Annotated in this window: 29 protein-coding genes; 17 read left to right on the top strand and 12 right to left on the bottom strand. The window is 71.2% G+C overall.

All coding sequences use genetic code 11. The annotated features are described in order from the left end of the window. Positions 1-45 precede the first annotated feature (45 nt). Complete coding sequence (locus J4573_RS33825; protein ID WP_208260003.1) at positions 46-594, top strand: ABC transporter permease subunit; 549 nt, start codon at positions 46-48, stop codon at positions 592-594. A 53-nt stretch (positions 595-647) separates the two neighbouring features. Here the strand turns inward: J4573_RS33825 and J4573_RS33830 are convergent, their stop codons facing one another. From J4573_RS33830 to sucC, 3 genes are all read right to left on the bottom strand, one after another. Beyond that, positions 648-2,456 (bottom strand): cell division protein PerM, encoded by a 1,809-nt coding sequence (locus J4573_RS33830; RefSeq protein ID WP_208260004.1) that lies wholly within the window; start codon positions 2,454-2,456, stop codon positions 648-650. Positions 2,457-2,837: 381 nt separating this feature from the next. Continuing rightward, entirely contained in the window at positions 2,838-3,743 is a 906-nt protein-coding gene (gene sucD / locus J4573_RS33835) for a succinate--CoA ligase subunit alpha (RefSeq protein WP_208260005.1), read from the bottom strand. Between the two features lie 2 nt (positions 3,744-3,745). After that, positions 3,746-4,924: an ADP-forming succinate--CoA ligase subunit beta gene (gene sucC, locus J4573_RS33840; protein ID WP_208260006.1), complete on the bottom strand. Its 1,179-nt coding sequence runs from the start codon at positions 4,922-4,924 to the stop codon at positions 3,746-3,748. A gap of 337 nt (positions 4,925-5,261) precedes the next feature. Here sucC and J4573_RS33845 point away from each other — a divergent pair, with 337 nt between their 5' ends. Continuing rightward, complete coding sequence (locus J4573_RS33845) at positions 5,262-6,821, top strand: glycoside hydrolase family 15 protein (RefSeq protein ID WP_307797105.1); 1,560 nt, start codon at positions 5,262-5,264, stop codon at positions 6,819-6,821. Between the two features lie 14 nt (positions 6,822-6,835). Here the strand turns inward: J4573_RS33845 and J4573_RS33850 are convergent, their stop codons facing one another. Then, positions 6,836-7,606, bottom strand: coding sequence for a TSUP family transporter (locus J4573_RS33850; protein ID WP_208260007.1), 771 nt, complete (start codon positions 7,604-7,606; stop codon positions 6,836-6,838). A gap of 172 nt (positions 7,607-7,778) precedes the next feature. Between J4573_RS33850 and J4573_RS33855 the strand changes: the two genes are divergently transcribed. Next, on the top strand, positions 7,779-9,005 hold the full coding sequence (locus J4573_RS33855) for a Tm-1-like ATP-binding domain-containing protein (RefSeq protein WP_208260008.1): 1,227 nt from the start codon (positions 7,779-7,781) through the stop codon (positions 9,003-9,005). 6 nt (positions 9,006-9,011) lie between these two features. Here the strand turns inward: J4573_RS33855 and J4573_RS33860 are convergent, their stop codons facing one another. Then, positions 9,012-9,422, bottom strand: a complete 411-nt coding sequence (locus J4573_RS33860; RefSeq protein ID WP_208260009.1) for a nuclear transport factor 2 family protein — start codon at positions 9,420-9,422, stop codon at positions 9,012-9,014. 124 nt (positions 9,423-9,546) lie between these two features. Here J4573_RS33860 and J4573_RS54515 point away from each other — a divergent pair, with 124 nt between their 5' ends. Continuing rightward, entirely contained in the window at positions 9,547-9,912 is a 366-nt protein-coding gene (locus J4573_RS54515; RefSeq protein ID WP_307797106.1) for a DUF4180 domain-containing protein, read from the top strand. Here J4573_RS54515 and J4573_RS33870 read toward each other — a convergent pair. After that, a complete protein-coding gene (locus tag J4573_RS33870) occupies positions 9,901-10,446 on the bottom strand; it encodes a GNAT family N-acetyltransferase (protein WP_208260011.1) in 546 nt (181 codons plus the stop codon). The genes J4573_RS54515 and J4573_RS33870 overlap by 12 nt on opposite strands. A 48-nt stretch (positions 10,447-10,494) precedes the next feature. Between J4573_RS33870 and J4573_RS33875 the strand changes: the two genes are divergently transcribed. From J4573_RS33875 to J4573_RS33895, 5 genes are all read left to right on the top strand, one after another. Next, a complete protein-coding gene (locus J4573_RS33875) occupies positions 10,495-11,094 on the top strand; it encodes a TetR/AcrR family transcriptional regulator (RefSeq protein WP_208260012.1) in 600 nt (199 codons plus the stop codon). 223 nt (positions 11,095-11,317) lie between these two features. Further along, positions 11,318-11,815 (top strand): hypothetical protein, encoded by a 498-nt coding sequence (locus tag J4573_RS33880; protein WP_208260013.1) that lies wholly within the window; start codon positions 11,318-11,320, stop codon positions 11,813-11,815. Positions 11,816-11,866: 51 nt separating this feature from the next. Beyond that, positions 11,867-12,241: a peptidase inhibitor family I36 protein gene (locus J4573_RS33885; protein ID WP_208260014.1), complete on the top strand. Its 375-nt coding sequence runs from the start codon at positions 11,867-11,869 to the stop codon at positions 12,239-12,241. 102 nt (positions 12,242-12,343) lie between these two features. After that, the gene (locus J4573_RS33890; protein ID WP_279575682.1) at positions 12,344-13,276 is read left to right on the top strand and encodes a TIGR03619 family F420-dependent LLM class oxidoreductase; all 933 of its coding nucleotides are present in this window, start codon (positions 12,344-12,346) and stop codon (positions 13,274-13,276) included. Continuing rightward, positions 13,273-13,725, top strand: coding sequence for a nuclear transport factor 2 family protein (locus tag J4573_RS33895; protein WP_307797107.1), 453 nt, complete (start codon positions 13,273-13,275; stop codon positions 13,723-13,725). Before J4573_RS33890 ends, J4573_RS33895 begins: the two co-directional genes overlap by 4 nt. Before the next feature lie 10 nt (positions 13,726-13,735). Here J4573_RS33895 and pcrA read toward each other — a convergent pair whose 3' ends face one another. Continuing rightward, entirely contained in the window at positions 13,736-16,045 is a 2,310-nt protein-coding gene (gene pcrA / locus J4573_RS33900) for a DNA helicase PcrA (protein WP_208260016.1), read from the bottom strand. 385 nt (positions 16,046-16,430) lie between these two features. Here pcrA and J4573_RS33905 point away from each other — a divergent pair, with 385 nt between their 5' ends. Beyond that, on the top strand, positions 16,431-17,906 hold the full coding sequence (locus J4573_RS33905; RefSeq protein WP_208260017.1) for a gluzincin family metallopeptidase: 1,476 nt from the start codon (positions 16,431-16,433) through the stop codon (positions 17,904-17,906). Positions 17,907-18,016: 110 nt separating this feature from the next. Then, positions 18,017-18,307, top strand: coding sequence for a protealysin inhibitor emfourin (locus tag J4573_RS33910; RefSeq protein ID WP_208260018.1), 291 nt, complete (start codon positions 18,017-18,019; stop codon positions 18,305-18,307). On the opposite strand, the gene dhaM is transcribed toward J4573_RS33910, so the two are convergent. The 3 genes from dhaM to dhaK are packed head-to-tail and all read right to left on the bottom strand — an operon-like array spanning position 18,304 to position 20,326. After that, the gene (dhaM, locus tag J4573_RS33915; protein WP_208260019.1) at positions 18,304-18,687 is read right to left on the bottom strand and encodes a dihydroxyacetone kinase phosphoryl donor subunit DhaM; all 384 of its coding nucleotides are present in this window, start codon (positions 18,685-18,687) and stop codon (positions 18,304-18,306) included. The genes J4573_RS33910 and dhaM overlap by 4 nt on opposite strands. Before the next feature lie 2 nt (positions 18,688-18,689). Then, a complete protein-coding gene (gene dhaL / locus J4573_RS33920) occupies positions 18,690-19,322 on the bottom strand; it encodes a dihydroxyacetone kinase subunit DhaL (protein WP_208260020.1) in 633 nt (210 codons plus the stop codon). An 8-nt stretch (positions 19,323-19,330) separates the two neighbouring features. Beyond that, positions 19,331-20,326: a dihydroxyacetone kinase subunit DhaK gene (gene dhaK / locus J4573_RS33925; RefSeq protein WP_208260021.1), complete on the bottom strand. Its 996-nt coding sequence runs from the start codon at positions 20,324-20,326 to the stop codon at positions 19,331-19,333. 130 nt (positions 20,327-20,456) lie between these two features. Here dhaK and J4573_RS33930 point away from each other — a divergent pair, with 130 nt between their 5' ends. The 5 genes from J4573_RS33930 to J4573_RS33950 all read left to right on the top strand — a co-directional run bounded on the left by J4573_RS33930 (position 20,457) and on the right by J4573_RS33950 (position 24,534). Continuing rightward, positions 20,457-21,176 (top strand): PIG-L deacetylase family protein, encoded by a 720-nt coding sequence (locus tag J4573_RS33930; protein ID WP_208260204.1) that lies wholly within the window; start codon positions 20,457-20,459, stop codon positions 21,174-21,176. A 66-nt stretch (positions 21,177-21,242) separates the two neighbouring features. Then, positions 21,243-22,187, top strand: coding sequence for a nucleoside hydrolase (locus J4573_RS33935; RefSeq protein WP_208260022.1), 945 nt, complete (start codon positions 21,243-21,245; stop codon positions 22,185-22,187). A 106-nt stretch (positions 22,188-22,293) separates the two neighbouring features. Beyond that, the gene (locus tag J4573_RS33940; RefSeq protein ID WP_208260023.1) at positions 22,294-22,752 is read left to right on the top strand and encodes an SRPBCC family protein; all 459 of its coding nucleotides are present in this window, start codon (positions 22,294-22,296) and stop codon (positions 22,750-22,752) included. A gap of 97 nt (positions 22,753-22,849) precedes the next feature. Next, complete coding sequence (locus J4573_RS33945) at positions 22,850-23,815, top strand: serine hydrolase (protein ID WP_208260024.1); 966 nt, start codon at positions 22,850-22,852, stop codon at positions 23,813-23,815. A gap of 161 nt (positions 23,816-23,976) precedes the next feature. Beyond that, on the top strand, positions 23,977-24,534 hold the full coding sequence (locus J4573_RS33950) for an EF-hand domain-containing protein (protein ID WP_208260025.1): 558 nt from the start codon (positions 23,977-23,979) through the stop codon (positions 24,532-24,534). Between the two features lie 16 nt (positions 24,535-24,550). Here the strand turns inward: J4573_RS33950 and J4573_RS33955 are convergent, their stop codons facing one another. Then, positions 24,551-25,150, bottom strand: coding sequence for a short chain dehydrogenase (locus J4573_RS33955; protein ID WP_208260026.1), 600 nt, complete (start codon positions 25,148-25,150; stop codon positions 24,551-24,553). Positions 25,151-25,231: 81 nt separating this feature from the next. Between J4573_RS33955 and J4573_RS33960 the strand changes: the two genes are divergently transcribed. Continuing rightward, complete coding sequence (locus J4573_RS33960) at positions 25,232-26,146, top strand: LysR substrate-binding domain-containing protein (RefSeq protein WP_208260027.1); 915 nt, start codon at positions 25,232-25,234, stop codon at positions 26,144-26,146. Here the strand turns inward: J4573_RS33960 and J4573_RS33965 are convergent. Continuing rightward, positions 26,118-26,741, bottom strand: coding sequence for an NAD(P)-dependent oxidoreductase (locus tag J4573_RS33965; RefSeq protein WP_208260028.1), 624 nt, complete (start codon positions 26,739-26,741; stop codon positions 26,118-26,120). The genes J4573_RS33960 and J4573_RS33965 overlap by 29 nt on opposite strands. Positions 26,742-26,828: the final 87 nt, after the last annotated feature.

Consider the following 26,828-nt stretch of genomic DNA (forward strand, 5'->3'; position numbering starts at 1 on the left):
ACAGGTCAGACAGCACAGGTCACAGCGGCCAGGAGGACGGGCAACGTGAGCGAGCAGCCGGGGCAGGGCGACGGCGGGAACGGTTCCACCGAGACCCCCGGCCGGCCGAACATCCCCGAGCCCGGCGCGCGCCGGGCCGGGCCCGCCTGGCGGCCGCCGTCGCGCGGCGACGGCCCGACCCCGCCGCGGCCCGACGACGCGGCCGTGGCGCGGCTCGGCCGCCGGTCGCTGTGGCTGGGGCTCGGCGCGACCGTGATCAGCCTGTTCTTCTTCCCGGCGGGGCTGCTGCTCGGCATCCCGGCGCTGGTGATCGGGATCAGGGCGCGCAAGGCGGCCAAGGCCGGGCTGACGGCGGCGCCGGGCGCGGTCCCGGGGATCGTCTTCGGCACGATCGGCCTGGTGCTGGCGCTGATGGTGCTGGCCATGACGATCTTCATCTGGCCGGAGCAGAGCGACTACACCAAGTGCACCGACAAGGCGAACACCCAGCAGGACGAGAAGGCCTGCAAGGACGCCTTCGTCAGGTCGCTGGAGAAGAAGTTCAACATGCCCGAGGGCAAGCTGGACGACCTGGAGAAGTTCCTCCCCGGATAAGCCTGACGCGTTCTCAGGCGTACTGAGGTCCCTCCGTCGTGCTGAACGCGTTCTCAGTCCTGCTGGGGATCCTCGCGCAGGACGTAGATCGCCCCGCCCCGGTTCTCGGTGCGGCCGGGGTCCTCGCGCGGCGGCGGAACGGCCTCATCGTCGCGTTCCGACTGCGGCTCGGGCTCACGGACGGGCCGCGTCTCGCGTGCCGGCTCGGGTGCCGGTGCGGGCTCGGGATCCTCGATGAGGATGTCCTCGTGCTTGACCCATCGGGTGTCCGGCTGGGGTTCGGGCTCCGGTTCCGGCCTTGGCTCGGGCTTCGGCTTGGGCCTGGACTCGGCCTTGGGCCGCCGGGTGGGCTCTGCGATCTCCTCGGCCAGGTCGGGCAGCGGCTCGCCGGGCCTGAGCTTGGCCCGGTTCGGCTTGCGCGGCGCCAGTACGGGCTCCGCCTCCTCGAACTCCAGCGGGTCTCCCCCGTGCGCCGGTGACTTGTGCGGGGCGGGAGCGGGCTTCGGCGGCGGCGCGGCCTCGGCCTGGCTGCTCGTCGCGGCGGTCGCGGCGGCTGCGCTCGCGGCGCCCGCTGCGGTCGTCGCCGTACGAGCCGCGGGGCGCGGGGTCGACGGGCTGGAACGCCGCCAACGCCGCTTGCGTGCGGGGACCTTCTGGTTGGCGGGCTTGGCCGGACGCCGCAGGATCAGCCAGTTGGCCGCCCAGGCCGCGATCGCGGCGGAGATCCCGACCTCCAGGGCCGCCAGGAGGCCGACCTGCCAGGCCGAGGGGCCCATGGTCGCCATCCGCCCGCCGCCGAGCGGGCCGCCCGACAGCGCCGCCAGCAGAGCGGCAACCGCGCCGGTCATGGCCCCCGAGACGAAGCCCCACAGCGGCGCCGCCTCGTACACCGGGCTCGGCATGGCGCGAACGGTCAGCACCCCGCCGACCGCGCCCGCGACGAACGGCGCCGCCATCGCGAACAGCGAGATCAGCGGGGCCGGGCCGGGCTCGGGCAGCGCGGCGAGCGGCGGGAACGCGGGCACGATGTCCAGGAACACCCCGGTCGGCGAGACGCTCGTGTGCGCGCCCACCGAGAAGCCGGGGCCGATCGCGTACGCCATCCCCCAGATGATCGCGTTCGGCAGGAAGGCCAGCTCGACCAGGATCAGCAGCACGCCGCCGACGATCCCGGGGGCCAGCTCGTCGTACAGCCGCCCGGCCTCCGACATGTGCACCACGAGCGAGCCGCCGACCAGCAGCGCACCGGCCGCCAGCAGTACGGCCAGCGAGCCCGCGACGCCGACCACCAGCGAGCGGGCACGGTCGGGAAGCAGCTTCAGCAGCGCGCCGAGTCCCGAGCGGACCCGGCCGTTCGGCCCGGAGGCGACCACGGCGCGCGCCGCGCCCAGCCCGCCGGCCAAGACCGCGACGACGAAGCAGGCGATCAGCGCCTGCCAGACCGACGCCTTCACTACCTTGGAGGCGGCGGCGAGCGCCAGCAGCGAGGACAGGATGGCGTACGGCGCGGCCAGCGCGACCGCGACGTGCACGACGCCGACCCGCTGCCTGCGCGGCAGGCTGGACACCCCGGTCACCCGCATCATCCAGCCGCCGCTGCGGTAGAGCAGCGCGCCCGGCAGGACGATCACGCCCAGCGGCAGCAGGCCCACCCGGCCGTGCGCCACCGAGAACCCGGCGTGGTGCGCCACCAGCCAGAAGTTGACCGCCGTACGGAAGACCCCGGGCAGGCCGTGCCCGAGCGCCGTCCGCGGCGCCGCGATCCAGCCGATCAGCGTGATGGTCGTGAACACCGCGAGCCCGATGCCGATGCACCAGAGCGCGCCCACCAGGCCCGCCACGTACAGCGGCCGGGGCGCCACACCCCCGCCCCCGCCCGCGCTCGCGGGTGCCGTCCGCGGCGGGGTCCCGGACCCGGACGCACGGCCCCGGCCTTGCGCGGGCCTGGACCCCTCGGGTCGCTCAGGTCGCACGCGCTGTCCAGGGGTCGGTTCGCTCACGGCGTCCATGCTGGCACCCTGGGCACCCGCCCGTGGCCCGCTCGTCCGGCGTGTCGCCTTTGCGAACGAAGCACCACACGCCGATCTTGCTCTCAGCGCCCTTTCGAGCGGCGAATAAGGGCGCTGAGAGCAAGATCGGCGTGTGGTGGGGGTGGGGTGGCTGAAGGGGCGGGGAACGAAAGACGCCCGAGCCGCTCCACGCGGCCGGGCGTCTTTCGTCGGATCCCTGCTGAGGGTGGAACCTCAGAGGTTCTTCATGATGTCGCGCATGAGGCGGGCGGTCTCGCTCGGGGTCTTGCCGACGCGGACGCCGACCTTCTCCAGGGCCTCCTTCTTCGCCTGCGCGGTGCCGGCGGAGCCGGACACGATGGCGCCTGCGTGGCCCATGGTCTTGCCCTCGGGAGCGGTGAACCCGGCGACGTAGCCGACGACCGGCTTGGTCACGTTCTGCTCGATGAACGCGGCCGCGCGCTCCTCGGCGTCGCCGCCGATCTCGCCGATCATGACGATCGCGTCGGTGTTCGGGTCGTCCTGGAACGCCTTCAGCGCGTCGATGTGGGTGGTGCCGATGATCGGGTCACCGCCGATGCCGACGCAGGTGGAGAAGCCGATGTCGCGCAGCTCGTACATCATCTGGTAGGTCAGCGTGCCCGACTTGGACACCAGGCCGATGCGGCCGGGCGTGGTGATGTCGGCCGGGATGATGCCGGCGTTGGACGCGCCGGGCGAGGCGATGCCGGGGCAGTTCGGCCCGACGATGCGGGTCCCCGTGCTTCCAGGAGACGCAGCGCGCTTGGACTCGGCGTACGCCCAGAAGTAGGCGCTGTCGTGCACCGGGATGCCCTCGGTGATCACCACGCAGAGCGGGATCTCGGCGTCGATCGCCTCGACCACGGCGTCCTTGGTGAACTTCGGCGGCACGAAGACCACCGACACGTCGGCGCCGGTCTCGGCCATCGCCTCGGCGACGGTGCCGTAGACCTTCAGCTCGGTGCCGTCGAAGTCGACGCTCTGGCCGGCCTTGCGGGCGTTCACGCCGCCGACGACCTTGGCGCCGGCCTTCAGCATCCGGCGGCCGTGCTTGGTGCCCTCGGAGCCGGTGATGCCCTGCACGATGATCTTGCTGTTCTCAGTGAGCCAGATGGCCATGCTCATGCACCTGCCGCAGCGAGTTCGGCGGCACGCTTGGCCGCGTCGTCCATCGTCTCGACCTGCTCGACACCCGGCAGCGCCGCGTCGGTCAGGATCTTGCGCCCGAGTTCGGCGTTGTTGCCGTCCAGCCGGACGACCAGGGGCCGGTCGACGGCCTCGCCGCGGTCCGACAGCAGCTTGTAGGCGGACACGATGCCGTTGGCGACCGCGTCGCAGGCGGTGATGCCGCCGAAGACGTTCACGAACACCGACTTCACGGCGCCGTCGGAGAGCACGATCTCCAGGCCGTTCGCCATGACCTCGGCCGAGGCGCCGCCGCCGATGTCGAGGAAGTTGGCCGGCTTCTGCCCGCCGAACTCCTCGCCCGCGTAGGCGACCACGTCCAGGGTGGACATGACCAGGCCCGCACCGTTGCCGATGATGCCGACGCTGCCCTCGAGCTTGACGTAGTTGAGGTCCTTCTCCTTGGCCGCCGCCTCCAGCGGGTCGGCCGAGGCCTTGTCCTCGAGCTTGTCGTGCTCCTGGCGGAACGAGGCGTTGTCGTCCAGGGAGACCTTGCCGTCGAGCGCCTTGACCTCACCGCTCGCGGTCAGGATGAGCGGGTTCACCTCGACGAGGGTCGCGTCCTCGTCGGTGAAGACCGCCCAGAGCCGCTCGATGATCTCGGTGGCGCCGTCCAGCGCGGCGGCGGGCAGCCGGCCGGCCTCGGCGATCTCGCGGGCCCTGGCCTTGTCGACGCCGGTGAGCGGCGAGATCTCGGTGAGCGCCAGCTTGTCGTGCGGCACGTCTTCGATCTCCACGCCGCCCTCGACGGTGCAGATGGAGAGGAAGGTGCGGTTGGCGCGGTCGAGCAGGAACGAGAAGTAGAACTCCTGCGCGATGGCGGAGCCCTCCTCGACCAGGACCTTGTGGACCGTGTGGCCCTTGATGTCCATGCCGAGGATCTGCTCGGCCAGGGCCTGGGCCTCGTCGGCGTTGTCGGCGAGCTTGACGCCGCCCGCCTTCCCGCGGCCCCCGGTCTTCACCTGGGCCTTGACCACGACCTTCTTGCTGCCCGCGGCGAAGAGCTCTTCCGCGTGCGTGCGGGCTTCCTGGGGAGTATGGGCGACCTTGCCGGTGGGCACCGGTACCCCGTACTCGGCGAAGAGTTCCTTCGCCTGATGTTCGAACAGGTCCACGAGGGCGTCCTTTATACGGATCGACAGCCAATGACCACTCGAGTGTGCGTTGCACGGGAATGTGCCGTACGGCCGCCACTCTGCGGTCCGCTCCGTCGATGCAGCCTAGTCAACCCGGGTCCATGGTCATGCCTCCGGGTCCGGTCACCCACCTTCCCATGGCTCGCATGCCCTTCCACCGGGACTTCCGAGACCGATAGATCGCCGTTGTGAAGGGGTATGCCTCCTGGGGAGGATGCCGCGTTTGGACCCTGAGGAGGATGTTCCACTTGTCGGGGTTTGATGTACTTATCTTCCGCCTCGCGTAAATGCGCGGTGACCTGGGGGAGATAGACCGGTGACCATTGACCGGGCGCGGCCGATCGAGGCCGCCGGCCCGGCGGGGTCGGTGCGTTCGGCACGGATCCCGCGGGCAGGGGCTTGGAGCAAGGTGCGACGTACCGTCGCCCTGCTCCTCGTCGCCGCGCTCGTGGCCACCTGCGGAGCCAACCTCGACCCCAACTCCGCCGGCCCTGGCTGGGCGAGCCCCGGGCTGGTCGGCGGGGGCGGCTGGCCGTTCAACGGCTCGCCGCTCAGCCCGGCGGACGCGCGCGGCGCCGCCTACGTGCCCGACAGCTCGGTCGTACGGCTCGGCGACGGCCGGATCAGGTTCATCCCGTTCGGCTCCGACACCCCGATGACGGTGGCGGCGAACGACCCGCGCGCCAAGGCCGCGATCCGTTCCGACAGCGCCTGGCTGGCCCGCGGCACGGTCCCCGGCGAGAAGATCACGCTCCCGCCCCGCGACACCTCCCCCGGCACGCTCAGCCAGGACCTGTCGAACTCGCCCAACCCGCTGTCGGACCGGCGCAAGGCCTACCGCGACATGGCCGCCCGCGCCCTGCTCGACCTGCGGCTGCTCACCCGGCCGAACGGCGCCTCGCTGGCCTCCTGGTACGGCGACTGGCGCTACACCTGGCCACGCGACTCGGCGTTCACCATCGCCGCGTTCACCATCACCGACCATCCGGCCGAGGCCCGCCGCGTGCTGCGCTTCCTGGCCCGCGTGCAGAACGACAACGGCCTGTGGGCCGCGCGCTACAACCCCGACGGCAGCGCGGTCGCCGACGGCCGGCCGCCGCAGCTGGACTCGCTCGGCTGGGTGCTGTGGGCCGCCTGGTTCTACCGCACGCAGAACCCGGACGCCGCGCAGGAGCTGCCCGAGCTGTGGCCGATGGTCCAGCGCGCCGCCGACCGGCTGGCCCGTTCGCTGGACGCCGAGGGCCTCCCGCCGCCCTCCTCCGACTACTGGGAGCGCAGTCACGCCGGCGAGCAGGACCCGCGCCGCCCCACCCTGGGCGTCGTCGCGCCGGTCCTCGCGGGGCTGCGTTCGGCCGCCGAGCTGGCCCGCGATCTCGGCAAGACCCGGCAGGCCGGCCGCTGGCAGGTCGCCTCGCACCGCCTGTCGGACGCGGTGGCGCGCCAGTTCACGCCGTACGGCTACCCGCGCTCGCCGATCCAGGGCGGCCGGATGGACACCTCGGTGACGTTCCTGGCCCCGCCGTTCGCGCCGTCCGACCCGGGCGTGAACGCGGCCGTGGACCAGGCGTTCGCCCGCCAGCGCCTGTCCAACGGCGGCGTGCTGCCGGGCGAGAAGTGGGCGGGCGACAAGCACACCGCGTGGACCCCCGAGATGGCGATGTTCACGCTGGCCGCGGCCGCGTCCGGCCAGGGCGTCCAGGCGCGCGAACGCCTCGACTGGCTGACCGAGCACCGCACCTCGCTGGGCGCGCTGCCCGAGAAGATCGACGACCACGGCCGCCCCGCCGGCGTCGCTCCGCTCGGCTGGACGGCCTCCGCCGTCATCCTCAGCCTCGCCGCCCTGGAGCACCCCCTCCCCGTCCCCACCCCCGGCTGACGACGCGTTCGGGCTCAGGCGAAGAACTGCTCGTAGCCGAGCTTGATCACCAGCGCGGTGACCACGCACAGCAGGACGCCGCGGACGAACCCGGCGCCGCGGTTGATGGCCATGCGGGCGCCGAGCTGGGCGCCGACGATGTTGCAGACGGCCATGGCGAGCCCGATCGCCCAGAGCACCTTGCCCTCGGCGGCGAACACGATCAGTGCGCCGAGGTTGGTGCCGGTGTTGATGATCTTGGCGTTGGCCGAGGCGTTCACGAAGTCGGTGCCGAGCAGCGTGGTGAACGCCACGACCAGGAACGTTCCGGTGCCGGGCCCGACCAGGCCGTCGTAGAACGCGATCGCCAGCCCCGGGATCAGGATCGCCGCGGCCAGCCTGCGGCGCGTCCGCAGCACGAGCCTCGGCACCCGTCCCAGGTCGGGCTTCAGCACGACGATCGCGGCCACCGACAGCAGCACGACCATGATCAAGGGCTTGAGCACGCTCGACGAGATGGCCGCCGCGCACACCGCCCCGCCCGCCGCCGCGCAGATCGCCAGGCCGGCCGCCGGAACGGCGACCTGAAGATCGGGCTTGGCCTTCCGCAGGTACGCGACGGCCGCCGACGAGGTGCCCGCGATCGAGGCGAGCTTGTTGGTGGCCAGGGCGGCGGCGACGGGCTGGCCGGGATTCAGCACCATGAGCGCCGGAAGCTGGATCAGCCCGCCGCCGCCCACGACCGCGTCGACCCAGCCGGCGCCGAGGGCGGCGACCAGCAGCAAGCAGACATGCTCGATCTGCAAAGGGGGCTCCAGGGGGTAAGGAGTCACTGAGCTCAGGCGAATGACCCTACTTTGGGCGGATCCTCGCTCGGTCCATTGGTCCGCCGGAGTCAGCCCGAAAAGCCCCGGGAGTCAGAAAAATGGGGCGATCTCGAAGCTTGTCGGGCCCAGAACCACACCAAAAAGTGTGGATATGCCTGTTGTGGTACTTATTGGCACTCTCGACACTAAAGGCGTTGAATATTCATGGTTGAGAGCGCGTCTGCAGACGCTCGGGATCGATGTCGTGCTCGTGGACACCGGAATCCTTGCTCCGCCCCCGATGACGCCTGACGTTCCACGCGAGGAGGTCGCCCGCGCGGCCGGGATCGACCTGGCCTGGCTCGTTTCCCAGGGCGACCGGGGCGTGGCGGTGGCCGCGATGGCCCGCGGCGCCGCCGAGATCGTGGGCGCCATGCACCGCGAGGGCGTGCTGCACGGCATCCTCTCGGTCGGCGGCAGCGGCAACTCGGCGATCTCCACCACCGCCATGCGCGCGCTGCCGGTCGGCGTCCCCAAGCTGATGGTGTCCAGCATGACCTCGGGCGACGTCTCGCCCTACATCGGCGGCACCGACCTCACCATGATGTACAGCGTCGTCGACATCGCCGGCATGAACCGCATCTCGATCCGCGTCCTGGCGAACGCCGCCGACGCGATCGCGGGCATGGCCGCCGGCTACGCCGCAGGCACCCTCCTGCCCGCCGACCGCCCCCTCATCGGCGCCACCATGGCAGGCGTCACCACCCCGGGTGTGGACGCCGCCCGCCAGCTGCTCGACGTTCTCGGCTACGAGGTGCTCGTCTTCCACACGACAGGCTCAGGAGGCCGTTCCGTAGAGGCCATGGCCGCCAGTGGCCTCCTCTCCGGCATCCTCGACCCCACCCTCCTGGAGCTCTCGAACGAACTCGTCGGCGGAGTAGGCACAGCAGGCCCCGACCGCCTGGAAACAGCAGGCCGCCTGGGCCTCCCCCAAGTAGTGAGCCTGGGCGCCCTGGACATGGCCAAGTTCGGCCCCGAGATCCCGCACCGCTTCCGTCACCGCCACGTCCACGTCCACAACCCCTCGGTGACGGTCATCCGCACCAACGCCGGCGAATGCGCGGAGCTGGGCCGCCGAGTGGCCACCAAGCTCCGCAAGGCCACCGGCCCGACGGCCCTCTACATCCCCCTCCGCGGCCTCTCCACCCTCGGCGCCCCCGGCGGCCCCTACCACGACCCCTCCCTGGACGCCGTCCTCTTCAACTCCGTCCGCAACGGCCTGGCCGGCTCCTCCGTAGAGATCGTCGAGATGGACACCCACTTCAACGACCCCGTCTTCGGCCGAGCCATGGCCGACCACCTCCACACCCTCCTAGTTCCTGCCCGAGCCGCCTCCTGAGAGTTGTCAGCTCTCGCGGGTCCAGGCGGGGGTGATCCGCACCTCGCTGAGCCGCCAGCCCGCCGGCGTCCGCACCACGCTGCAGGCCTGCCGCAGGCCGCCCGTGAAGTGGGGCGCCTGGCCGTCGCGGTAGTAGTAGACGAGCGAGTTCGACGAGGCTGCGGCCTTGTCGCCGTCGAGCTCCACCAGCAGGTCGGTGGTCGTGTGCTGGGTGCGCTGCCCCTCGACCTCGCCTTGGCGCATGAAGGCGGCGACCTTGTCGATGCCGCGCAGTTCGCCACCCCGCGGTGAGTGCACCGCGACGTCGTCGGCGAAGACGGTGTCCGCGTCGTCCCACCGGCCCTCGTCGAGCAGCAAGGCGAAGCGCGTGAACAGGTCCGCGATCTCGATCCGGTCGGCGATCAGAGCATCGGTCATGGCATCCCTTTCGTTAGTGGCGCCAACGTTGGCAAGACCAACTGTATGGGAGTTTTATTGGCTTGACCAACAAAAATTCGCAGGCCCCCGCGTGGACGGGGTGGGGAGCTGCGATGATCTCTGGGTGGCGGATGTGTTCGAGGAGCTCGGTGGGGTGTTGGTGCTGGTGTGCTCGGCCGATGGGGAGACCGTTGGCGAACGGGACGCCACGCAGTTGATCGCGGACGCCTCCTATCCGGAGCCGGCTCGGTGGGTGGCGGTGCCGGTCGAACGGCTGGACCAGGCGTTCTTCCAGTTGAGCAGCCGGGTCGCCGGGGAGATCGTGCAGAAGTTCGTGACGTACCGCATGGGGCTGGCGATCGTCGGCGACATCTCGCGGTACGCCGAGGGGAGCAAGGCGCTTCGCGACTTCGTGCGGGAGTGCAACCGGGGGACGCAGACGTGGTTCGTGGACGACCTGGATGCTCTTAAGGCGCGGCTAGCGGTCTAGCCACTCGTCGGCGAGGATCGCCCAGACCTCCACGTCGCGGCGGTCGCCTTCCAGGACGAAGGCGGAGCGGTGGGTGGCCTCGTGGGTGAAGCCGATCCGGGTGGCGGCCTTGCGGCTGTTGGCGTTCTCGGGGTCGCACAGCCACTCGACGCGGGCCATGCCACGGTCGCGGACGGCCCAGTCGATCATGTGGTTCACGGCCTGGGTGATCAGGCCGCGGCCTCGGGCCTGGGAGGCGAGCCAGACGCCCACTTCGCAGACGCCGATGGTGGGGTTGAAGACCCGGAAGAGGGTGCCGCCGATCAGCTCGCCGTCCAGCCAGATGCCGTAGAGGCGGCCCGAGTCGGCGGCCTGCTTGTCGGCGTAGGCCTGGACGAAGTCCCTGGCCGTGGCGGTGTCCTTGACCTTGGTCGCCCAGGGGATCCACGGCAGGATCTCGTCGCGCACGCGGTCGGCGTGGGCGGCGAACTCCTCGGCCTGCCACGGCTCCAGCGGCCGGAGCTCGGCGCCCTCACCCAGTGAAACAGCGAACATGACGACCCTCCAGGTGCGTACCCAACGTTTGTTACGTACCCTAGCCGCATGCCGGCACGAGGTGACCACGAGGCCCGCCGACGCGATGTCTCCGAGGCCGTCTGGCGCGTTCTGGCCGCGCGCGGCTTCGGCGGCCTGACGCTGCGCGCGGTGGCCGCGGAGATGAACGCGTCGACCGGGCTCCTGACGCACTACTTCCCGAGCAAGAAGGCACTCGTGGCTTATGCCTTGGACGTGGCGGACGAACGGACTGCGTCATGGGACCGTGCCGTCGCGCCCGCGCCGGGCATGGCCGCGCTGCGGACGGCACTGATGGACGTCCTGCCGCTGACGCCTGAGGCGGCGGTCATGAACCGGGTCTGGGTCAGTTCGTGGGACGGGTCCCTGGGCGATCAGGATCTGGGCGTTCGGGAGACGGAACGCTATGAGCGGTGGCGGTCGCGCTTGCGTCCGCACGTTCAGGACGCACTGGATCGAGGTGAGCTGCCAGCCGGGGGCGACGTGGAGAGCCTGACGGTGACCGTCGCCGCTTTCACGCACGGGCTGGTCGTGCAGGCGCTGTTCGACCCGGATCGCTTCCCGGCCGAACGGCAGGTCGCCGTACTGGACGATCTACTGCGGTCGCTGGCGGGAGGATCGGCGGACTGACGTCACTTTGAGTGATTAGCGGAGCGTGCAGAGTGGCTGCGGAGTGACATCCGTCTGCGTGAGCGACTACTGAGCGTGTTCGGCGGGCATCTGGGTGAACGTGCCGTCCCCCCTGCGTGCTGCCTGTTTCGCGGTCGCCGTTCTGCTGCTGGCCTGCGGTTGTGCCCGGCCGGCGGTGAAGCCTCCGTCCGACGATCTCATCAGGGCCGCCCAGCGTGTCTTGGTGACCAAGTGCATGTCCAAGCGCGGCCTCGCCATGCCGAGCGCTGCCGACGCGCGGAATCCACGGGCCGACGACGCGCTGTTCGGGACGGGGGCGCGGGAGCTGTCGGTGACGCTGCCGACGGGCTACACGGTGACGGCCAACTCCGATGGTTGCCTGGCCTCCGCGCAGCAGCAGCTGTACGGCGACCTGCGCTCCTGGTTCCGGGCGCAGACGATCACGAACAACCTGCGGGCCGAGGCCGAGTCGCGGATGAGCCGGGACCCGGCGTACCGCGCCGCCGTGGACCGCTGGGATCGCTGCGGCACCGGCCGGCTCCCGGACGCCGAACGCTGCCATCAGCAGAGCGGCCTGGTCGTGCTTCGGGCCCTCCTGGAGGCGGGCCAGCTCCGGCAGGTTCGCGCGCTGCACCGCGGCGACCTGGCCCTTTACCGCGAGCTGCGCATCCGAGCGGCAGAGCGCTCGGCGGAGGTTCTCGCCCACGCGCCCCCACGCTGACGATCTCGTTCCCCCTAGGCCGACGGCGCGTCGGCAGAACGGACACTGCCCATGAACAAGAACGGAATCATCGCCGCCGTTCTCGTCGGCCTCATCGCGGCCGCCGGGAGCCCGCTCGCCACGCCCGCCCGCGCGGCGGACTGCCCGTCCGGCGAGTTCTGCGTGTGGACGGACGCCGGCTTCAGGGGCCAGCGCGCCAACTGGTCGGGCGACGACCACTGGTGGGAGAGCTGGATCTCCGACAAGGACTCGTCGTGGGCCAACCACGGGATCTCCGGCCCGGGCATCAAGGACCACGTCCAGGTCTTCAGCAGCGGTGAGCTCGGCGGGCACGTGACGATCTGCCTCGGCCCGGGCCAGGAGGTCAACGCCAACGCGGCGGCGAACGACGACGGCGACTCCCACACCTGGACCATGGGCTGCTGACGAACACGGCGGGGGTAAGGACCGTCCGGCGCTCGCAGGTCGCCCGGATCGCAGGTCGCCCGGCCCTCGCAGGTCGCCCGGCTCTCACCCCTGGCGTTTCAACTGGAACACGTTCTAGTATTTGCCCCGTCCGTCGCCGACGTCTGGAGCGGTTCCATGAGGTTCACCTACGCCGAGGCCATGACCGACCCGTCGTACTACGCGCCCCTCGCGAAGGCGGCCGAGGCGGCCGGGTACACGAGCTTCTCGGTCGCGGACTCCCTGATCTATCCCAAGGAGTCCGACACCACCTATCCCTACACCGACGACGGCAACCGCGAGTTTCTCGAGGACAAGGAGTTCATCGAGATCTTCACGCTGATCGCGGCGCTGGGCGCGGTGACCGAGCGGATCAGGTTCACGCCGTTCGTGCTGAAGCTCCCGGTACGGCCGCCGGCGCTGGTCGCCAAGCAGGCGATGTCGATCGCCGCGCTGAACGGCGGCCGCCTGGGTCTCGGCGTCGGCCTCAGCCCGTGGCCGGAGGACTTCGCCACGATGGGCGTCCCGTGGGCGCGGCGCGGCAAGCGGATGGACGAGGCCATGGACATCCTGCGCGGCCTGTTCACCGGCGAGTACTTCGAGTACCACGGCGAGTTCTACGACATGCCCGCGATCAAGATGTGCCCGGCGCCGCCTGAGCCGATCCCGCTGCTGGTCGGCGGGCACAGCGACGCGGCGCTGCGCCGTTCGGTCGTACGCGGGGACGGCTGGATGCACGCGGGCGGCGACCCGGAGGAGCTCGACGCGATGCTCGCCAAGCTGACCGCCATCCGCGAGCAGGAGGGCAAGGCGGGCGAGCCGTTCGAGGTGCACGTGATCTCGCTGGACGCCTACACCCCCGACGGCGTGAAGCGCCTTGAGGACAAGGGCGTCACGGACGCGATCGTCGGCTTCCGCTGGCCCTACATCAAGGGCAGCGACACCGAGCCGCTCCAGACCAAGATCGACAACCTGGAGCGCTTCGCCGAGGACGTCATCGCGAAGGCCGGATCGTGAAACAAGAACACGTTTCAGTCAGCTGGGACGCTCCGGACGGCGAGCACCCCGCCCGCCGCGCCGCGCAGGCCTCGATGGCCGCGGTGTCGGAGGGACGCAAGGACGACTGGATCAAGCTGTTCCGGCCGGACGCACTGGTCGAGGACCCGGTCGGCCCGTCGATGCTCGACCCCGAGGGCAAGGGCCACCGTGGCCACGAGGGCATCCGCACCTTCTGGGACACCTTCGTCGGCACGGTGAAGGCCTACCGCTTCGAGGTGCGCGACTCGTTCGCCAACGGGCCGAGCTGCGCCAACGTCGCCACGATCACCACGACGCTGGACGACGCGGGCACCACGATGACGGTCGACTGCGTGCTCATCTACAGCGTCGACGACGACGGGCTGATCACCTCGCTGCGGGCCCACTGGGAGCCCGACCGCGCGATGGCCACCGTCACCAAGCCGTGAGAACGAGCCGCTAGAGCTTCTCGACCGGGGCGTAGCGCAGGACGAGGCGCTTGACGCCGTACTCCCCGCCGAAGTCGACGCTGGCGGCGGCCTTGTCGCCCGCGCCGTCGACCGTGACGACCGTGCCGAGCCCGAACGAGTCGTGGGTGACCTTGTCGCCCGGCGACAGGGCCGGCACGGCACGGTTGCCCGGTGAACGCACGCCCGGCCGCGCCGCCATCCGCGACATCGCCGGGGAGGACGACAGCGGGCCCTCGCGTTCCCAGTCGACCAGGTGCGACGGCACCTCGCCCAGGAAGCGCGACGGCGGGTTGACCTGCGGCGCGCCCCACGAGCTGCGCATGGTCGCGCGGCTCAGGTAGAGGCGCTGGCGGGCACGCGTGATGCCGACGTAGGCGAGGCGGCGCTCCTCTTCGAGCTCCTTGGGGTTGCTCATGGCGCGCAGGTGCGGGAAGACCCCGTCCTCCATGCCGGTGAGGAACACCACCGGGAACTCCAGGCCCTTGGCCGTGTGCAGGGTCATCAGGGTGACGACGCCCTGCTCGGTCTCCTCCGGCTGCTCCCCCGGCGGAACGGGGTTGCCCTTGGCGCCGCCCGGGATCGAGTCGGCGTCGGCGACCAGCGAGACCTGCTCCAGGAAGTCGACGAGCCGCCCCTCGGCGGTCTCGCCCTCCAGCCGTTCCTCGAACTCGCGAGCGACGGCCTCGAACTCCTGGAGGTTCTCGATGCGGGTCTCGTCCTGCGGGTCCTTGGAGGCCTGCAGCTCGGCCAGGTAGCCGGACTTGATGAGCACCTGCTCGACCAGCTCGCCCGGCGTCGCCGACTCGGCGGCGGCGCCCAGCTCGTCCAGCAGCGCGACGAACTCGCGGACCGCGTTGATCGAACGCGTCGCCATGCCCGGCACGTCCTCGGGCACGCGCAGCGCCTGCCAGAACGTCATCCGCTCGCGCGAGGCGTAGGCCTCCACGCAGGCCTCGGCGCGGTCGCCGATGCCACGCTTCGGCACGTTCAGGATCCGGCGCAGCGAGACGGTGTCCTCGGGGTTGGCCAGCACGCGCAGGTACGCGAGCAGGTCGCGCACCTCCTTGCGCTCGTAGAACCGCACGCCGCCGACGACCTTGTAGGGCAGGCCGACACGGATGAACACTTCTTCGAAGACACGGGACTGAGCGTTGGTGCGGTAGAAGACCGCGACGTCGCCGGGCCGGAAGTCGCCGGCGTCGGTGAGCTTGTCGACCTCCTGCGCGACGAACGCGGCCTCGTCGTGCTCGTTGTCGGCCACATAACCGGTGATCTTGTGGCCCTCGCCCTGGTCGGACCAGAGCTTCTTGGGCTTGCGGTCGGCGTTGCGCTCGATGACCGCGTTCGCCGCCGACAGGATCGTCTGGGTGGAGCGGTAGTTCTGCTCCAGCAGGATCGTGGTGGCGTCGGGGTAGTCGCGCTCGAACTCCAGGATGTTGCGGATCGTCGCGCCACGGAACGCGTAGATCGACTGGTCGGCGTCACCGACGACGCACAGCTCGGCCGCGCCGATGCCCTCGACCTGCCCCTCCTGGGAGGACGACCCCCCAGACCCCCCGGGAACCGCGATGGGAGCGGTCAGCTCGCGGACCAGCTCGTACTGCGCGTGGTTGGTGTCCTGGTACTCGTCGACCATCACGTGCCGGAAGCGGCGCCGGTAGTGCTCGGCGGCCTCCGGGAAGATCTGCAGCAGGTTGACCGTCATCATGATGAGGTCGTCGAAGTCCATCGCGCCGGCCTGCTGGAGCCGCGCCTGGTACATCTCGTAGGCCTCGGCGAGCGTCTGCTCCATGTGCGTGGTCGCGCGCGCCTTGAACGTCTCGTAGTCGATGAGCTCGTTCTTGAGGTTGCTGACCTGGTTGCTGAACGCCTTAGGCGGATAGCGCTTGGGGTCCAGGTCGAGCTCGCGGCAGACCAGCGCCATCAGCCGCTGCGCGTCGGCCTGGTCGTAGATCGAGAAGCTCGTCGGGAAGCCCAGCCGCTTGGCCTCGCGGCGCAGGATGCGCACGCACGCCGAGTGGAAGGTCATCACCCACATCGCCCGGGACCGCGGGCCGACGAGCGCGTCGACGCGTTCCTTCATCTCGGCGGCGGCCTTGTTGGTGAAGGTGATCGCCAGGATCTGGCCGGGGTGCACGTCGCGTTCGCCCAGCAGGTGGGCGATGCGGTGCGTGAGCACCCGGGTCTTGCCCGAGCCGGCGCCGGCGACGATCAGCAGGGGGCCGCCGGAATGCACGACGGCGGCGCGCTGCTGCGGGTTCAGGCCCTCGAGCAGGGGGTGAGCTTCGGTCTTCGACATCACGAGCGAGTCTAAAGCCAGCGACCGACAAACATGGTGCGAGCGACCGACACCGGGGCGGCGCCCGGACCGAACGGCGCCGGTCCGGCACCGGACCGGCGATCACTTTGGGTGGATCCATGGTCCACAGTCCGAAACCGGCCACGGGGTGTTTTGGGTGCTCGGGCCCGCTTGACTGACCTTTCTGACTAGCGGAGCGTAGTTCGGGCAGGGCGGCGCAGACCGACATCGGATCCGGCCGAGGGGGCAAGACCGGCGCGCGCTGTCATTGATCTGGCGCGCGCATCCATGTCTCTCTTATGCGCTTCCGCGTCCCGTCATGCCCGCCCGCAGCCGCGCAGGGCCAGCAGGGGCCCACGCCAGGTGACGGGAAGGTGGAACGAGGATGATCCACCAGCAGGACCTCCAACAGCAGCAGGAACTCCAACAGCAGGAATCGGGCGTGCGAGTGCCTCTCGCGCGCGTGGAACAGCTTCCGCCCCAGCTGCGCGTTGAGGGCGCAGCACCTCCCCTGCCCCAGCCGATCCCCCGGCCGATCCCGATCCCCGTCCCCGTGGTGACCGGCCATCGCGTGCTCATCTACAAGCAGGACCCGACGGTCACCGAGCTCGGCGCCCGGCTGACCTTCATCCCGACGGTCATCCTGAACGGCCCGATGGACGCGCGCGTCCAGGTCGAGCTGCCCGGGACCACGCCGGTGGCGCGCAACGCCAACGGCGACTTCATCTTCACGCCGAACACGCCGCAGTTCGACTGCGCGCACACCTTCGCGGTCGTGCGCGAGACCATGGCGATGTACGAGCGCCTGAACGGCGGCAACCCGATCCCGTTCGCCTGGAACGTGGGCGGCAACACCGACCGCATCACGGTGTTCCCGCACGCCGGGCCGGGCGCCAACGCGTTCTACAGCCGTACCGCCAAGGCGCTGAAGTTCCTGAGCTTCGTGCCGCAGGGCCAGCCGCCGACGGCCGAGGTCTTCACGTGCCGCTCGCTCGACATCGTGTCGCACGAGTGCGGGCACTCGGTCCTGGACGGCCTGAAGCCCGGCTGGCTGTCGGCGGCCGGGCCGCCGCAGACCGGCGGCCTGCACGAGGCGTTCGGCGACCTCACCGCCGTCTTCCTCGCGCTCGCGCAGCCCGACCAGGCCGAGGCGCTGGTCTCGCTGACCCGGGCCAACCTGCACGACAGGTCGTTCCTGCCCGCGCTCGCCGAGGAGTTCGGCAAGGCGATCGGCCAGCAGTTCGGCCTGCGGAACGCCGACAACGACCTCAAGCTGAGCGAGGTCAGCAACGAGGTGCACGCGATCTCGCAGGTGTTCACCGGCGCGATCTACGACGTGCTCGCCGACATCTACGTCTTCGAGCGGAACCGCCAGCGGCGCACCAAGGACCCGACGATCGTCCTCATCGAGGTGGCCGACAAGCTGCACAAGCTGCTGTTCGACGCGATCGTGGCGGCACCGGCGTCGGCGGCGACCTATGTCGACATCGCCAACAAGATGCTGCAGATCTCCGCCGGCCAGAGCGACCCGGCCAACTACCGGACGTTCATCCGCAACCGGTTCGCGGTGCGGGAGATCGTGACCTCGCCGACGCCGCTGACCGACCTGATGAGCGGCCGGCTGAACATGACCGACGCCGACTACACCGGCGAGGGCGGCGACGTGACCGAGGTGGCCGTGCACGACGAGCACTCGGCGAGCCTGCGCGCCGAGCAGGACCGGTCGCGCTGCTGCGGCACCATGCAGATGCCCGAGTACGCGGTGATCGACAGCGAGAAGCTGAGCAAGCGCGGCCCGCTCGACAACGACGACATCCTGCGGAACGAGCTGGACGAGCTCCGCCGGGCCTTCAACAAGTAGGCCGAAGAAGCAAGCAGGCCAAAGAAGTCGGACAACGAGAAGGAAAGACCTCCCTCGGTGACCGGTCGTCGTGTCCAATGGCGGGCACGACGACCGGAAGGAGGTTCCGCATGCGCGTGAAGATCGAGAGCACCGGCGGGTTCGCCGGCCGCGACGTCATGGTCGCGCAGTACGACACCGACGAGCTGACCGCCGCTCAGGCCGACCGCATTCACCGGGCCGTGGACGAGCTCGCCGGCTCCAAGGAGCGCGGCGAGCCCGACGAGATCGGCGCCGACCTGCCCGCCTACCGGATCACGGTCGGCGGACCGGACGATCCGGACGCGCGGGTCTTCGAGGTGAAGGGCGACCCGGGCGAGGCTCTGAACGCACCTCTCAACGCCCTCCTCCAGGGCCCCTAACTCTTGCGGTGGTTGTAGGCGTCCTCGGCCGCGCTGACGACCGTGGCCAGGTCCATGTCGGCCGCGGCCATCGACGCGGCCGCGACCGCGCCCTCGACCAGCGGCGCGTCGGCGAGCACGACCTTGCCGCTCTCGTCGTCCTCGATGAACAGCCGCGCGGTCAGCACCGAGCTGCCCAGGTCGGCGAGCAGTACGACGCCGTCGCCCTCGTCCACCGCCGCGACGGCCTCCTCGACGAGCTCGATGCTGGTGCCGAGCCCGCCGTCGGCGGCGCCGCCGGCGGGCTCCACGCGTGCCTTGCCGACGCCGAGCGTGCGGGCGAGCTCGGCCACGCCCGCCGCCAGCGTGCGGCTGTGCGAGACCACCACGATCCCGACCACGGTCAGTCCCCCTCGACGACGTCGGCGAGCGCGCGCAGGATCAGCACGGTGGAGGCCGCTCCCGGATCGAGATGGTCGACGCTGCGCGCACCCAGGTAACTGGCCCGGCCCTTGCGCGCCTGCATCGGCACGGTCGCCTCCGCCCCCTTCCCGGCCGCCTCGACCGCCGCACGCGCGCAGGCCGCGAGGTCGCCGCCGGGCAGTGCCCCCTCGCACGCCGCCTCGTACGCGGCGACGGCGGGCACGAGCGCGTCCACCATCGTCTTGTCCCCCTCGACCGCCTGCCCGAGCTCCTGTACGCCCTCCAGCGCGGCCCGCAGTGCGGCGCCGAGCGCGGCGGCGTCCACGTCCTCGGCGTCCCCGAGCGCCTTGCCCGCACGCCGCAACGCCGTGCCGTACAGCGGCCCGGACGCGCCGCCGGTCTTGGACACGATCGCCCGGCCGGCCGCGATCAGCACCTTGCCCGGGACCGCCCCCTCGGGCAGCGCCGCGACCGCGGCCGTGAAGCCGCGGTCGAGGTTCAGCCCGTGGTCGCCGTCGCCGATCGCCGCGTCCAGCCGGGTCAGCCGTTCCGCGTCCGCGGCGACCAGCTCGGCGGCGCGGCGGATCCATGCCGCGGCGTCCTCACCGTTCATCGGCCCGCTCACCGGCCCCACCGCAGCGCCGGGGTCTCGACGGGCGCGTCCCACAGCCGGGTCAGCTCGGGCGTGAGGCGGCAGACCGAGATCATGACCCCGGCCATCTCCAGGCTCGTCACGTACGGCCCGACGACCGGGCGGACGACGGTCGCGCCGTGGTCCGACAGCCAGGCCGACGCCGCCGCGTACGCGATGTACTGCTCGATCAGCGGCGTGCCGCCCATCCCGTTCACCAGCACGAGCAGCTCACCGCCCGCCAGCGACATGTCGGTGTCGATGGCGGTGAGCGAGGCCTCGACGATCTCGTTGGCGGGCATCGTCTTGACCCGCTCGCGCCCCGGCTCGCCGTGGATGCCGATGCCGAGCTCGATCTCGTCCTCGCCGAGCTCGAAGGTCGGCTGCCCGGCGGCGGGCACCGTGCAGGGCGACAGGGCCACGCCGAACGAGCGCGACCGCTCGTTCACCTCGCGCGCGACCGCGGCCACAGCGTCCAATTCTGCGCCCTCCTCGGCCAGCGCCCCGGCGATCTTCTCCACGAACAGCGTCGCGCCGGTGCCGCGCCGGCCCGCGGTGTAGGTGCTGTCCTCGACCGCCACGTCGTCGTTCACCACGACCGAGGCGACCTCGATGTCCTCGTCCTCGGCCAGTTCGGCGGCCATCCGGAAGTTGAGGACGTCACCGGTGTAGTTCTTCACGATGTGCAGGACGCCCGCGCCCCCGTCCACGGCGGTGGTGGCGGCGAGGATCTGATCGGGGACCGGCGAGGTGAAGACCTCGCCGGGGCAGGCGGCGTCGAGCATCCCGTAGCCGACGAACCCGCCGTGCAGGGGTTCGTGGCCGGAACCGCCGCCCGACACCAGGCCCACCTTCCCGCTGCGCGGCGCGTCGGCGCGCACCACGATTCCGGCGTCCGGATCGACTCGCAGGGACGGGTGCGCCGCGGCCAGGCCGCGCAGCGCGTCGGCGACGACGTCAGCTGGGGCGTTGATGAGTTTGCGCATGTCTCTGCTCTACCCCCGTCGGCGTGCCCGTCCAAGCCCTCAAGGCCACCAAATCCCCCTGATCGTCGCCCGCCGCACCCCCAATCGGCATACCGGAGCGCATAAAGTTGAAATCGTGACTACCAAGGTGATGGACGACGGCGACGTACAGCGGATCCTCGTGGTGATGGCGCACCCCGACGACGTCGACTTCGGCGCCGCCGGGACGGTCATCGGGTGGACCGAGCGCGGCATCGAGGTCGTGTACGCGATGGTCACCGACGGTGACGCGGGCGGCTTCGACGACGCCATCACCCGCGAGGAGATGGCCGAGCTGCGCCGCGAGGAGCAGCGCGCGGCGGCCAAGTGCGCCGGGGTCGAGGACGTCCGGTTCCTCGGCTACTCCGACGGCCGGGTGGAGGCGACGCTCGGCCTGCGTCGCGACATCGCCCGCGTGATCAGGCAGGTACGGCCGGACCGGGTCGTCATGCCGAGCCCCGAGCGCAACTACGAGCGGATCTACCCCAGCCACCCCGACCACCGCGCGGTCGGCTCGGCGGCGCTGGACGCGGTCTACCCGGACGCGCGCAACCCCTACGCCTTCCCCGAACTGCTCGCCGACGAGGACCTGGAGGCCTGGACGGCCCGCGAGGTCTGGATCGTCGGCGGCCCCACGCCCAACCACTATGTGGACGTGACGGCCAACTTCGACCGCAAGCTGGCCGCGCTCAAGTCCCACGCCAGCCAGACCGCCCACATGGGCGACGGGCTGGAGGAGATGCTCCGCGGCTGGATGGGCTTCAGCGCCACCTCCGGAGGCCTCCCCGAGGGCAGCCTCGCCGAGGTCTTCCAGGTCGTCGACACGGCCTGAGGTCCTGGCCCCCCTGTGATCGAACTACTCTTTGCCGGTCATGTCCTGATTCGGTGAAGAGGAGCCATGCCGAAGATCCTGTTCGACTGCGACACCGGCATCGACGATGCGATGACGCTGCTCTACCTGGCCTCGCTGATCAAGGCGGGCGAGGCCGAGCTCCTCGGCGTGGGCACCGTGCACGGCAACGTCGACCCGCGCAGCGGCGCGCTCAACACGCTGCGCGTGCTGGAGATGGCGGGGATCAGCGGCGTTCCGGTGGCGGTCGGGACCGCGCAGCCGATGGCCCAGCCGGTGCACTACGCGCACTCGTTCCACGGCGCGGACGGGCTCGGCGAGACCGGCCTGCCCGTGCCCACGGGTGATCTCTCCGACGAGCTCGCGCCCGCCCAGATCGTACGGCTGGCCAGGGCGAACCCCGGCGAGCTGACACTGCTGGCGACCGGGCCGCTGACCAACCTGGGCACAGCGCTGCTGCTCGACCCCGAGCTGCCCACGCTGGTACGCGAGGTGGTCGTGATGGGCGGCGCGTTCGACCACCCGGGCAACGTCACCACGCACGCCGAGGCCAACGTCTGGCACGACCCCGAGGCCGCCGAGCTGGTCTTCGGCTCGGACTGGCCGGTGGTCCTGGTGCCGCTGGACGCCACCCACCCGACCGCCGTGGACGGGGACTGGCTGGACCGGCTGGCCGCGCACGACTCCGAGACCGCCCGGTTCGCCAGCCGGATGCTGGAGTTCTACATCGCCGCCTACGCCCCGACGCTGAAGCGCCGCGGCTGCGTCATCCACGACGCGCTCGCCGCGATGCTGGCGGTGGACCCGGCCATCGGGAGGTACGTCGAGCGGCCCGTACGGGTCGAGCTGCGCGGCGAGTTCACGCGCGGCACGACCGTCTGGGACGCCCGCGCCCATCCCGACGACGACGAGCGCCGCCCGGTCAAGGTGGCCGTCGGCAGCGACATCAAGGCCTTCCAGGAGACGCTCCTGGCCGCCGTACTGGGGCTCTAGCCCGGCCGTCAGGGGCTGTAACGCCGCTCACACCCGCGCGCGCACGTCTTGTGGCGGCGTACGGGCCTGACTACCGTTCGCTGATCACCTCACGGGAGGCCCCGCCATGCCGTACGAGATCGAAGCGACCGCCGTCTCCACCGCCCCGGCCGAAGTGATCTTCAAGCATCTGGCGGTGGCGGAGGCCTGGAGCCAGTGGGGCGCGTTCCCGACCAAGGCGACCCGCGAGCGCGCGGGCGACGAGGTGCCGAACGGCGTAGGCGCCATCCGCAAGATCCCGCCCGCGCGCGAGCAGGTGGTGGCGTACGACCCGCCCAAGCACTACGCCTACATCGCGGTGGCCGGGCTTCCGGTGCGGCACTACCGGGCGGACGTGACCATGGAGCCCAAGGGCGACAACACGCTGATCCGCTGGCGGGCCGAGTTCGAGCCGAAGATCCCGGGCACCGGCCCGTTCATCCGGCTCTTCCTGGGCCGGGCGATCGCCTCGTTCGCCCGGCGCGTGGCGCGGCACTCCGAGCGCTGCGAGCCCGGCTGCCCGGCCCGCCTCCCCGACGAGCCCTGAGCACGGGCCCGCACGCGTTCATGATCCCGGCGCGCGGGTACACCCGATCATGATCATGGCGGCCGGACGGCCGCCGGTCGCATGAATCGGGGGATCAATGCGACGCAGCGTGGCCTTTCTCGCCGCGGCCGGAGCCGCCATCGTGGGGATCGTGGCCTTCAACGACTCTGACCGGCGACCCGACGACGGCAAGGCCCGGCCCTTCGCCGCGGACCAGGCTCCGGCGGCCGCCAACGCACCGGCCGACCCACCGGCCGACCCACCGGCCGACGCGTCTGCCGAGGTCGCGTCGGGCGCCGCCCCGGCCAGCCGGGATGCCGACTCGGCCGTCGCGTTCGACGCCGCGAGCCTGCGCCGCAAGGTGGGCGGCTACCTGGCGCACCGTCCAGGGCGCGCGGGCCTGATGGTCTTCGACACCAAGACGGGCGCCTCGTTCGGCTGGGGCGAACGGTCGACGTTCGTCACCGCGAGCATCATGAAGGTGGACATCCTGACCGGCCTGCTGCTGCAACGGCAGCGCGCGCACGACGGCCTCTCGTCCGGTGAACGGGCCCTGGCCGCCCGCATGATCCGCTACAGCGACAACTCCGCAGCCGACGCGCTCTACGCCAAGGCCGGTCGCGGCGCGGGGATCTCCCGGACCAACCGGCTGCTCGGGCTCCGGCAGACCGTCCCGTACCCCACCCGCTGGGGCGCCTCCAGCACCAGCCCGGCCGACCAGGTCAGGCTGCTGCGCAAGATCGCCACCGGCGACGGGCCGCTGAACGCGGCCAACCGCCACTACATCCTCGGCCTGATGGGCTCGGTCAGCGCCGGGCAGGACTGGGGCGTGCCCGCGGCCGCCCGCCCCGGCGACCGGGTCGCGGTCAAGAACGGCTGGGTGCAGCTGCACTACCAGGGCACCGGCTGGGCGGTGAACACGATCGGCCGCGTCACCGGGCACGGCCACGACTTCCTGGTCGCGGTGTGCAGCGTCGGCCATCCGAGCATGGAGACCGGGGTCGCGACGGTCGAGCACCTGGCGAGCATGGTCGTCGGCGGCCTGCGACGATTGCCCGCATGACCACGCGACCCACGCTGAGCATCAGGTCTTCCCTGTGAATCGGTGGTGACCGGCCGCGGAAGACGGTGGCAAGTAGTGGTCGCGCACGCGCCCATCGTGGTCGAGCCGGGTGACAATGCGGATGATTCAGGCACCGCCCTCGTCCCCCCGGAAGGCAGGCCATGGAGATCACCCCGTTCCTCGACCGCAAGCTGGCCCGGCGTTTCAAGACCTTCGACAGCAACGGCAACGGATTCGTGGAACGGGCGGACTTCGTCGAGGCGGCCGCCCGCATGGGCGAGGAGTTCGGGCACGGCGGCGACTCGGCGGCCAGGCGGCGGCTTGAGGAGCTGTCGGTCGCGCTGTGGGACCACCTCGTTTCCGTCGCCGACAGCAACGGCGACGGGCGGATCACCGAGGAGGAGTACAAGGCCGCCTTCGCCGCCGGGCTGCTGGAGACCCCCGAGTCGTTCGACGCGAGCTACGTCCCGTTCCTCGAGGCGATCATGGCGATCGCCGACGCCGACCACGACGGCAAGCTCACGGTGAGCGAGCAGATCCGCTGGACCGGCTCGCTCATGCGCCTGCCCGAGGACGACGCGCGCGAGGTCTTCCACCGCCTCGACCAGGACAAGGACGGCTACATCACCACGCGCGAGATGCTCGAGGCCATCCGCGAGTACTACTTCGACGAGCGCCCCGGCTCGGCCGGTGCCTGGCTCCTCGGGCCTCTCGACTGAACGCTCGGCCGGACCGTCAGACGAGGTAGACCTGGCCGGTCTGGTGGCCCTCGATGGAACGGACGTACGCCAGCGCCGCCAGCCGCACCGGCACGGGCTCGAAGCCCGCGAACAGATCGCCGTAGGCCTCGATCGACTCGGTGAAGACGGTCGGGCTGACCACGTTCACACGCTGGCGGTGCGGCAGCTCGATCGCGGCGGCGCGCGCGAACGCCTCCACCGCGCCGTTGGCGAGCGAGGCGACCGAGCCGGTCAGGATCGGGTCGCGCGTGGTCACGCCGGTGATCAGGGTGAACGACGCCTCGTCGGTGCCGTACGCGCTGCCCTGGCGGACCAGCTCGACCTGGCTGGCCGCCTTGCCCGCGAGCCCCGCCAGCACGTCCGCGTGGCTCAGCTCGGCGAACGGCTTCCAGGGCACCCACCCGGCCGCGTTGGCGAGCGCGTCGAACCGGCCGGCCTTCTCGTACATCGCGCGGATCGACTCGGGGTCGGTGATGTCGACTGTGATGTCGGCGTTCTTGCGGGCCGCGGTGACGACCTCGTGCCCGCGCTCGGCCAGCAGGGCGTGGACGGCGCGGCCGAGGGTCCCGGTGGCTCCGGTCAGCAGAGTCTTCATGGCTGGAAGCCTCACCTTCCCACCGCTGTTAAGTCCAGCTACCTGTTCTTCAGTACGTGTTAAGTTGCTCTAATGCTGGACGTGAAGAGGCTGGTACTGCTGCGTGATCTCGCCGAATACGGCACCGTCACCGCCGTCGCCGAAATCCATCGGGTGACCACGTCGGCCGTCTCCCAGCAGCTGCGCGCGCTGGAGGTGGAGGCCAAGGCCGACCTGCTGGTCCGTGAGGGCCGGACCGTACGGCTGACCGCCGCCGGCGCGGCGCTCGCCCGGCAGAGCGAGGACGTGCTGGAGGCACTGGAACGAGCGCAGAGCGCCGTGCGCGCCCTGGACGCGCAGATCACCGGCGAGCTGCGGATCGGCTGTTTCCCCAGCGTGCTCGGAACGATCGCCGCGCCGCTGGTCGCCGCCCTGGCCGAACGGCATCCCAGACTGCGGCCGCAGATCGTCGAGGCCGAGCCCGGCGAGGCGATGCCGATGCTGAAGCGCCGCGACCTCGACATCGCCCTGCACTACCGCTACCAGCACCTCGGCATGCGCCTGCCGGACGGCCTGACCGCACACCGGCTCTTCGACGACCAGCTCATCCTGGCCGTGCCCGAGAAGGACCGGGACGCGGCGGAACGCGAGGGCCTGCGGGCGTTCCGCCGGGCCCGCTGGATCACCACGCCCGCGCCGAGCGCCTGCCGCGACGTCACGCTGCACGCCTGCCACAGCGCCGGGTTCACGCCGACGATCGAGCACGGCTACAACGACCTGCGGGCGTCGCTGTCCCTGGTGGCGACGGGTCACGCCGTGACGATCCTGCCGGACGTGCTCTGCACCGATCCCCCGCCCGGCGTGGCACTGCTCGCGCTGCCCGGCAAGAAGCGGACCATCGAAGCCGTGGCGCGCGCCGGTGCCGAGAACGACCCGGCCATCGGCGCCGCCCTGCACGCGCTGGACGTGCTGGCCGAGACGCGCTCGGTCAGCTCTGGCGATGGGCCCGGACGATGAACGCGGCCCTGGTGTGGGCGCCGTTCTCCACCTCGTCGATCAGCGCGATCGCGAAGTCGGGATAGGTGATCCGGTCGGCCGCGTCGCCGTGCGCGGCGACGGCGTAGGCCCCGCCGCGTTCACCCTCGTGGTCGAAGTCCCCGGCGGGCGCGACGTAGGTCCAGTCCAGCCCGGACTCCTTCAGCACGTCCAGCCCGGCGGCATGGGCCAGGTAGAACGAGCGGTACTCGTTCGGGTAGCCGGGCTCGTCCATCATCAGCCCGCCCGAGGGACCGGGCATGACCGAGGCGAGCCCGACCGCCACGACCCGCCGTACGCCCGCCTTGCCCAGGCCCTCGACCAGGGCGCGGCTCGCGGCGGTGAAGAACTCCCCGTTCGTGAGGTCGACGGCGGCGTGGATCACGGCATCATGGCCCGCCACGATCGCCCCGACCGCCGCCGCGTCCGTGATGTCCCCCGCCACCGCCCCGGCCAGGTCCGGATGGGCGGAGGGGTCACGGACGACGGCGGTGACCCGATGGCCGCGGCGGGCGGCCTCGGCCACCGCGCGGCGGCCGGCCCTGCCGCCCGCGCCGAAGATCACGATCTTGGCCATGGAGACCACCTCTCACCGGGGCCGGGACTGCCTCCCGGCCGGTGCCCGGACGCTATCCGTGGAGGTGGTTACCGAAGGGGTACCGGT

Source organism: Actinomadura barringtoniae, from assembly GCF_017573505.1.
Taxonomy (GTDB): Bacteria; Actinomycetota; Actinomycetes; order Streptosporangiales; family Streptosporangiaceae; genus Spirillospora; species Spirillospora barringtoniae.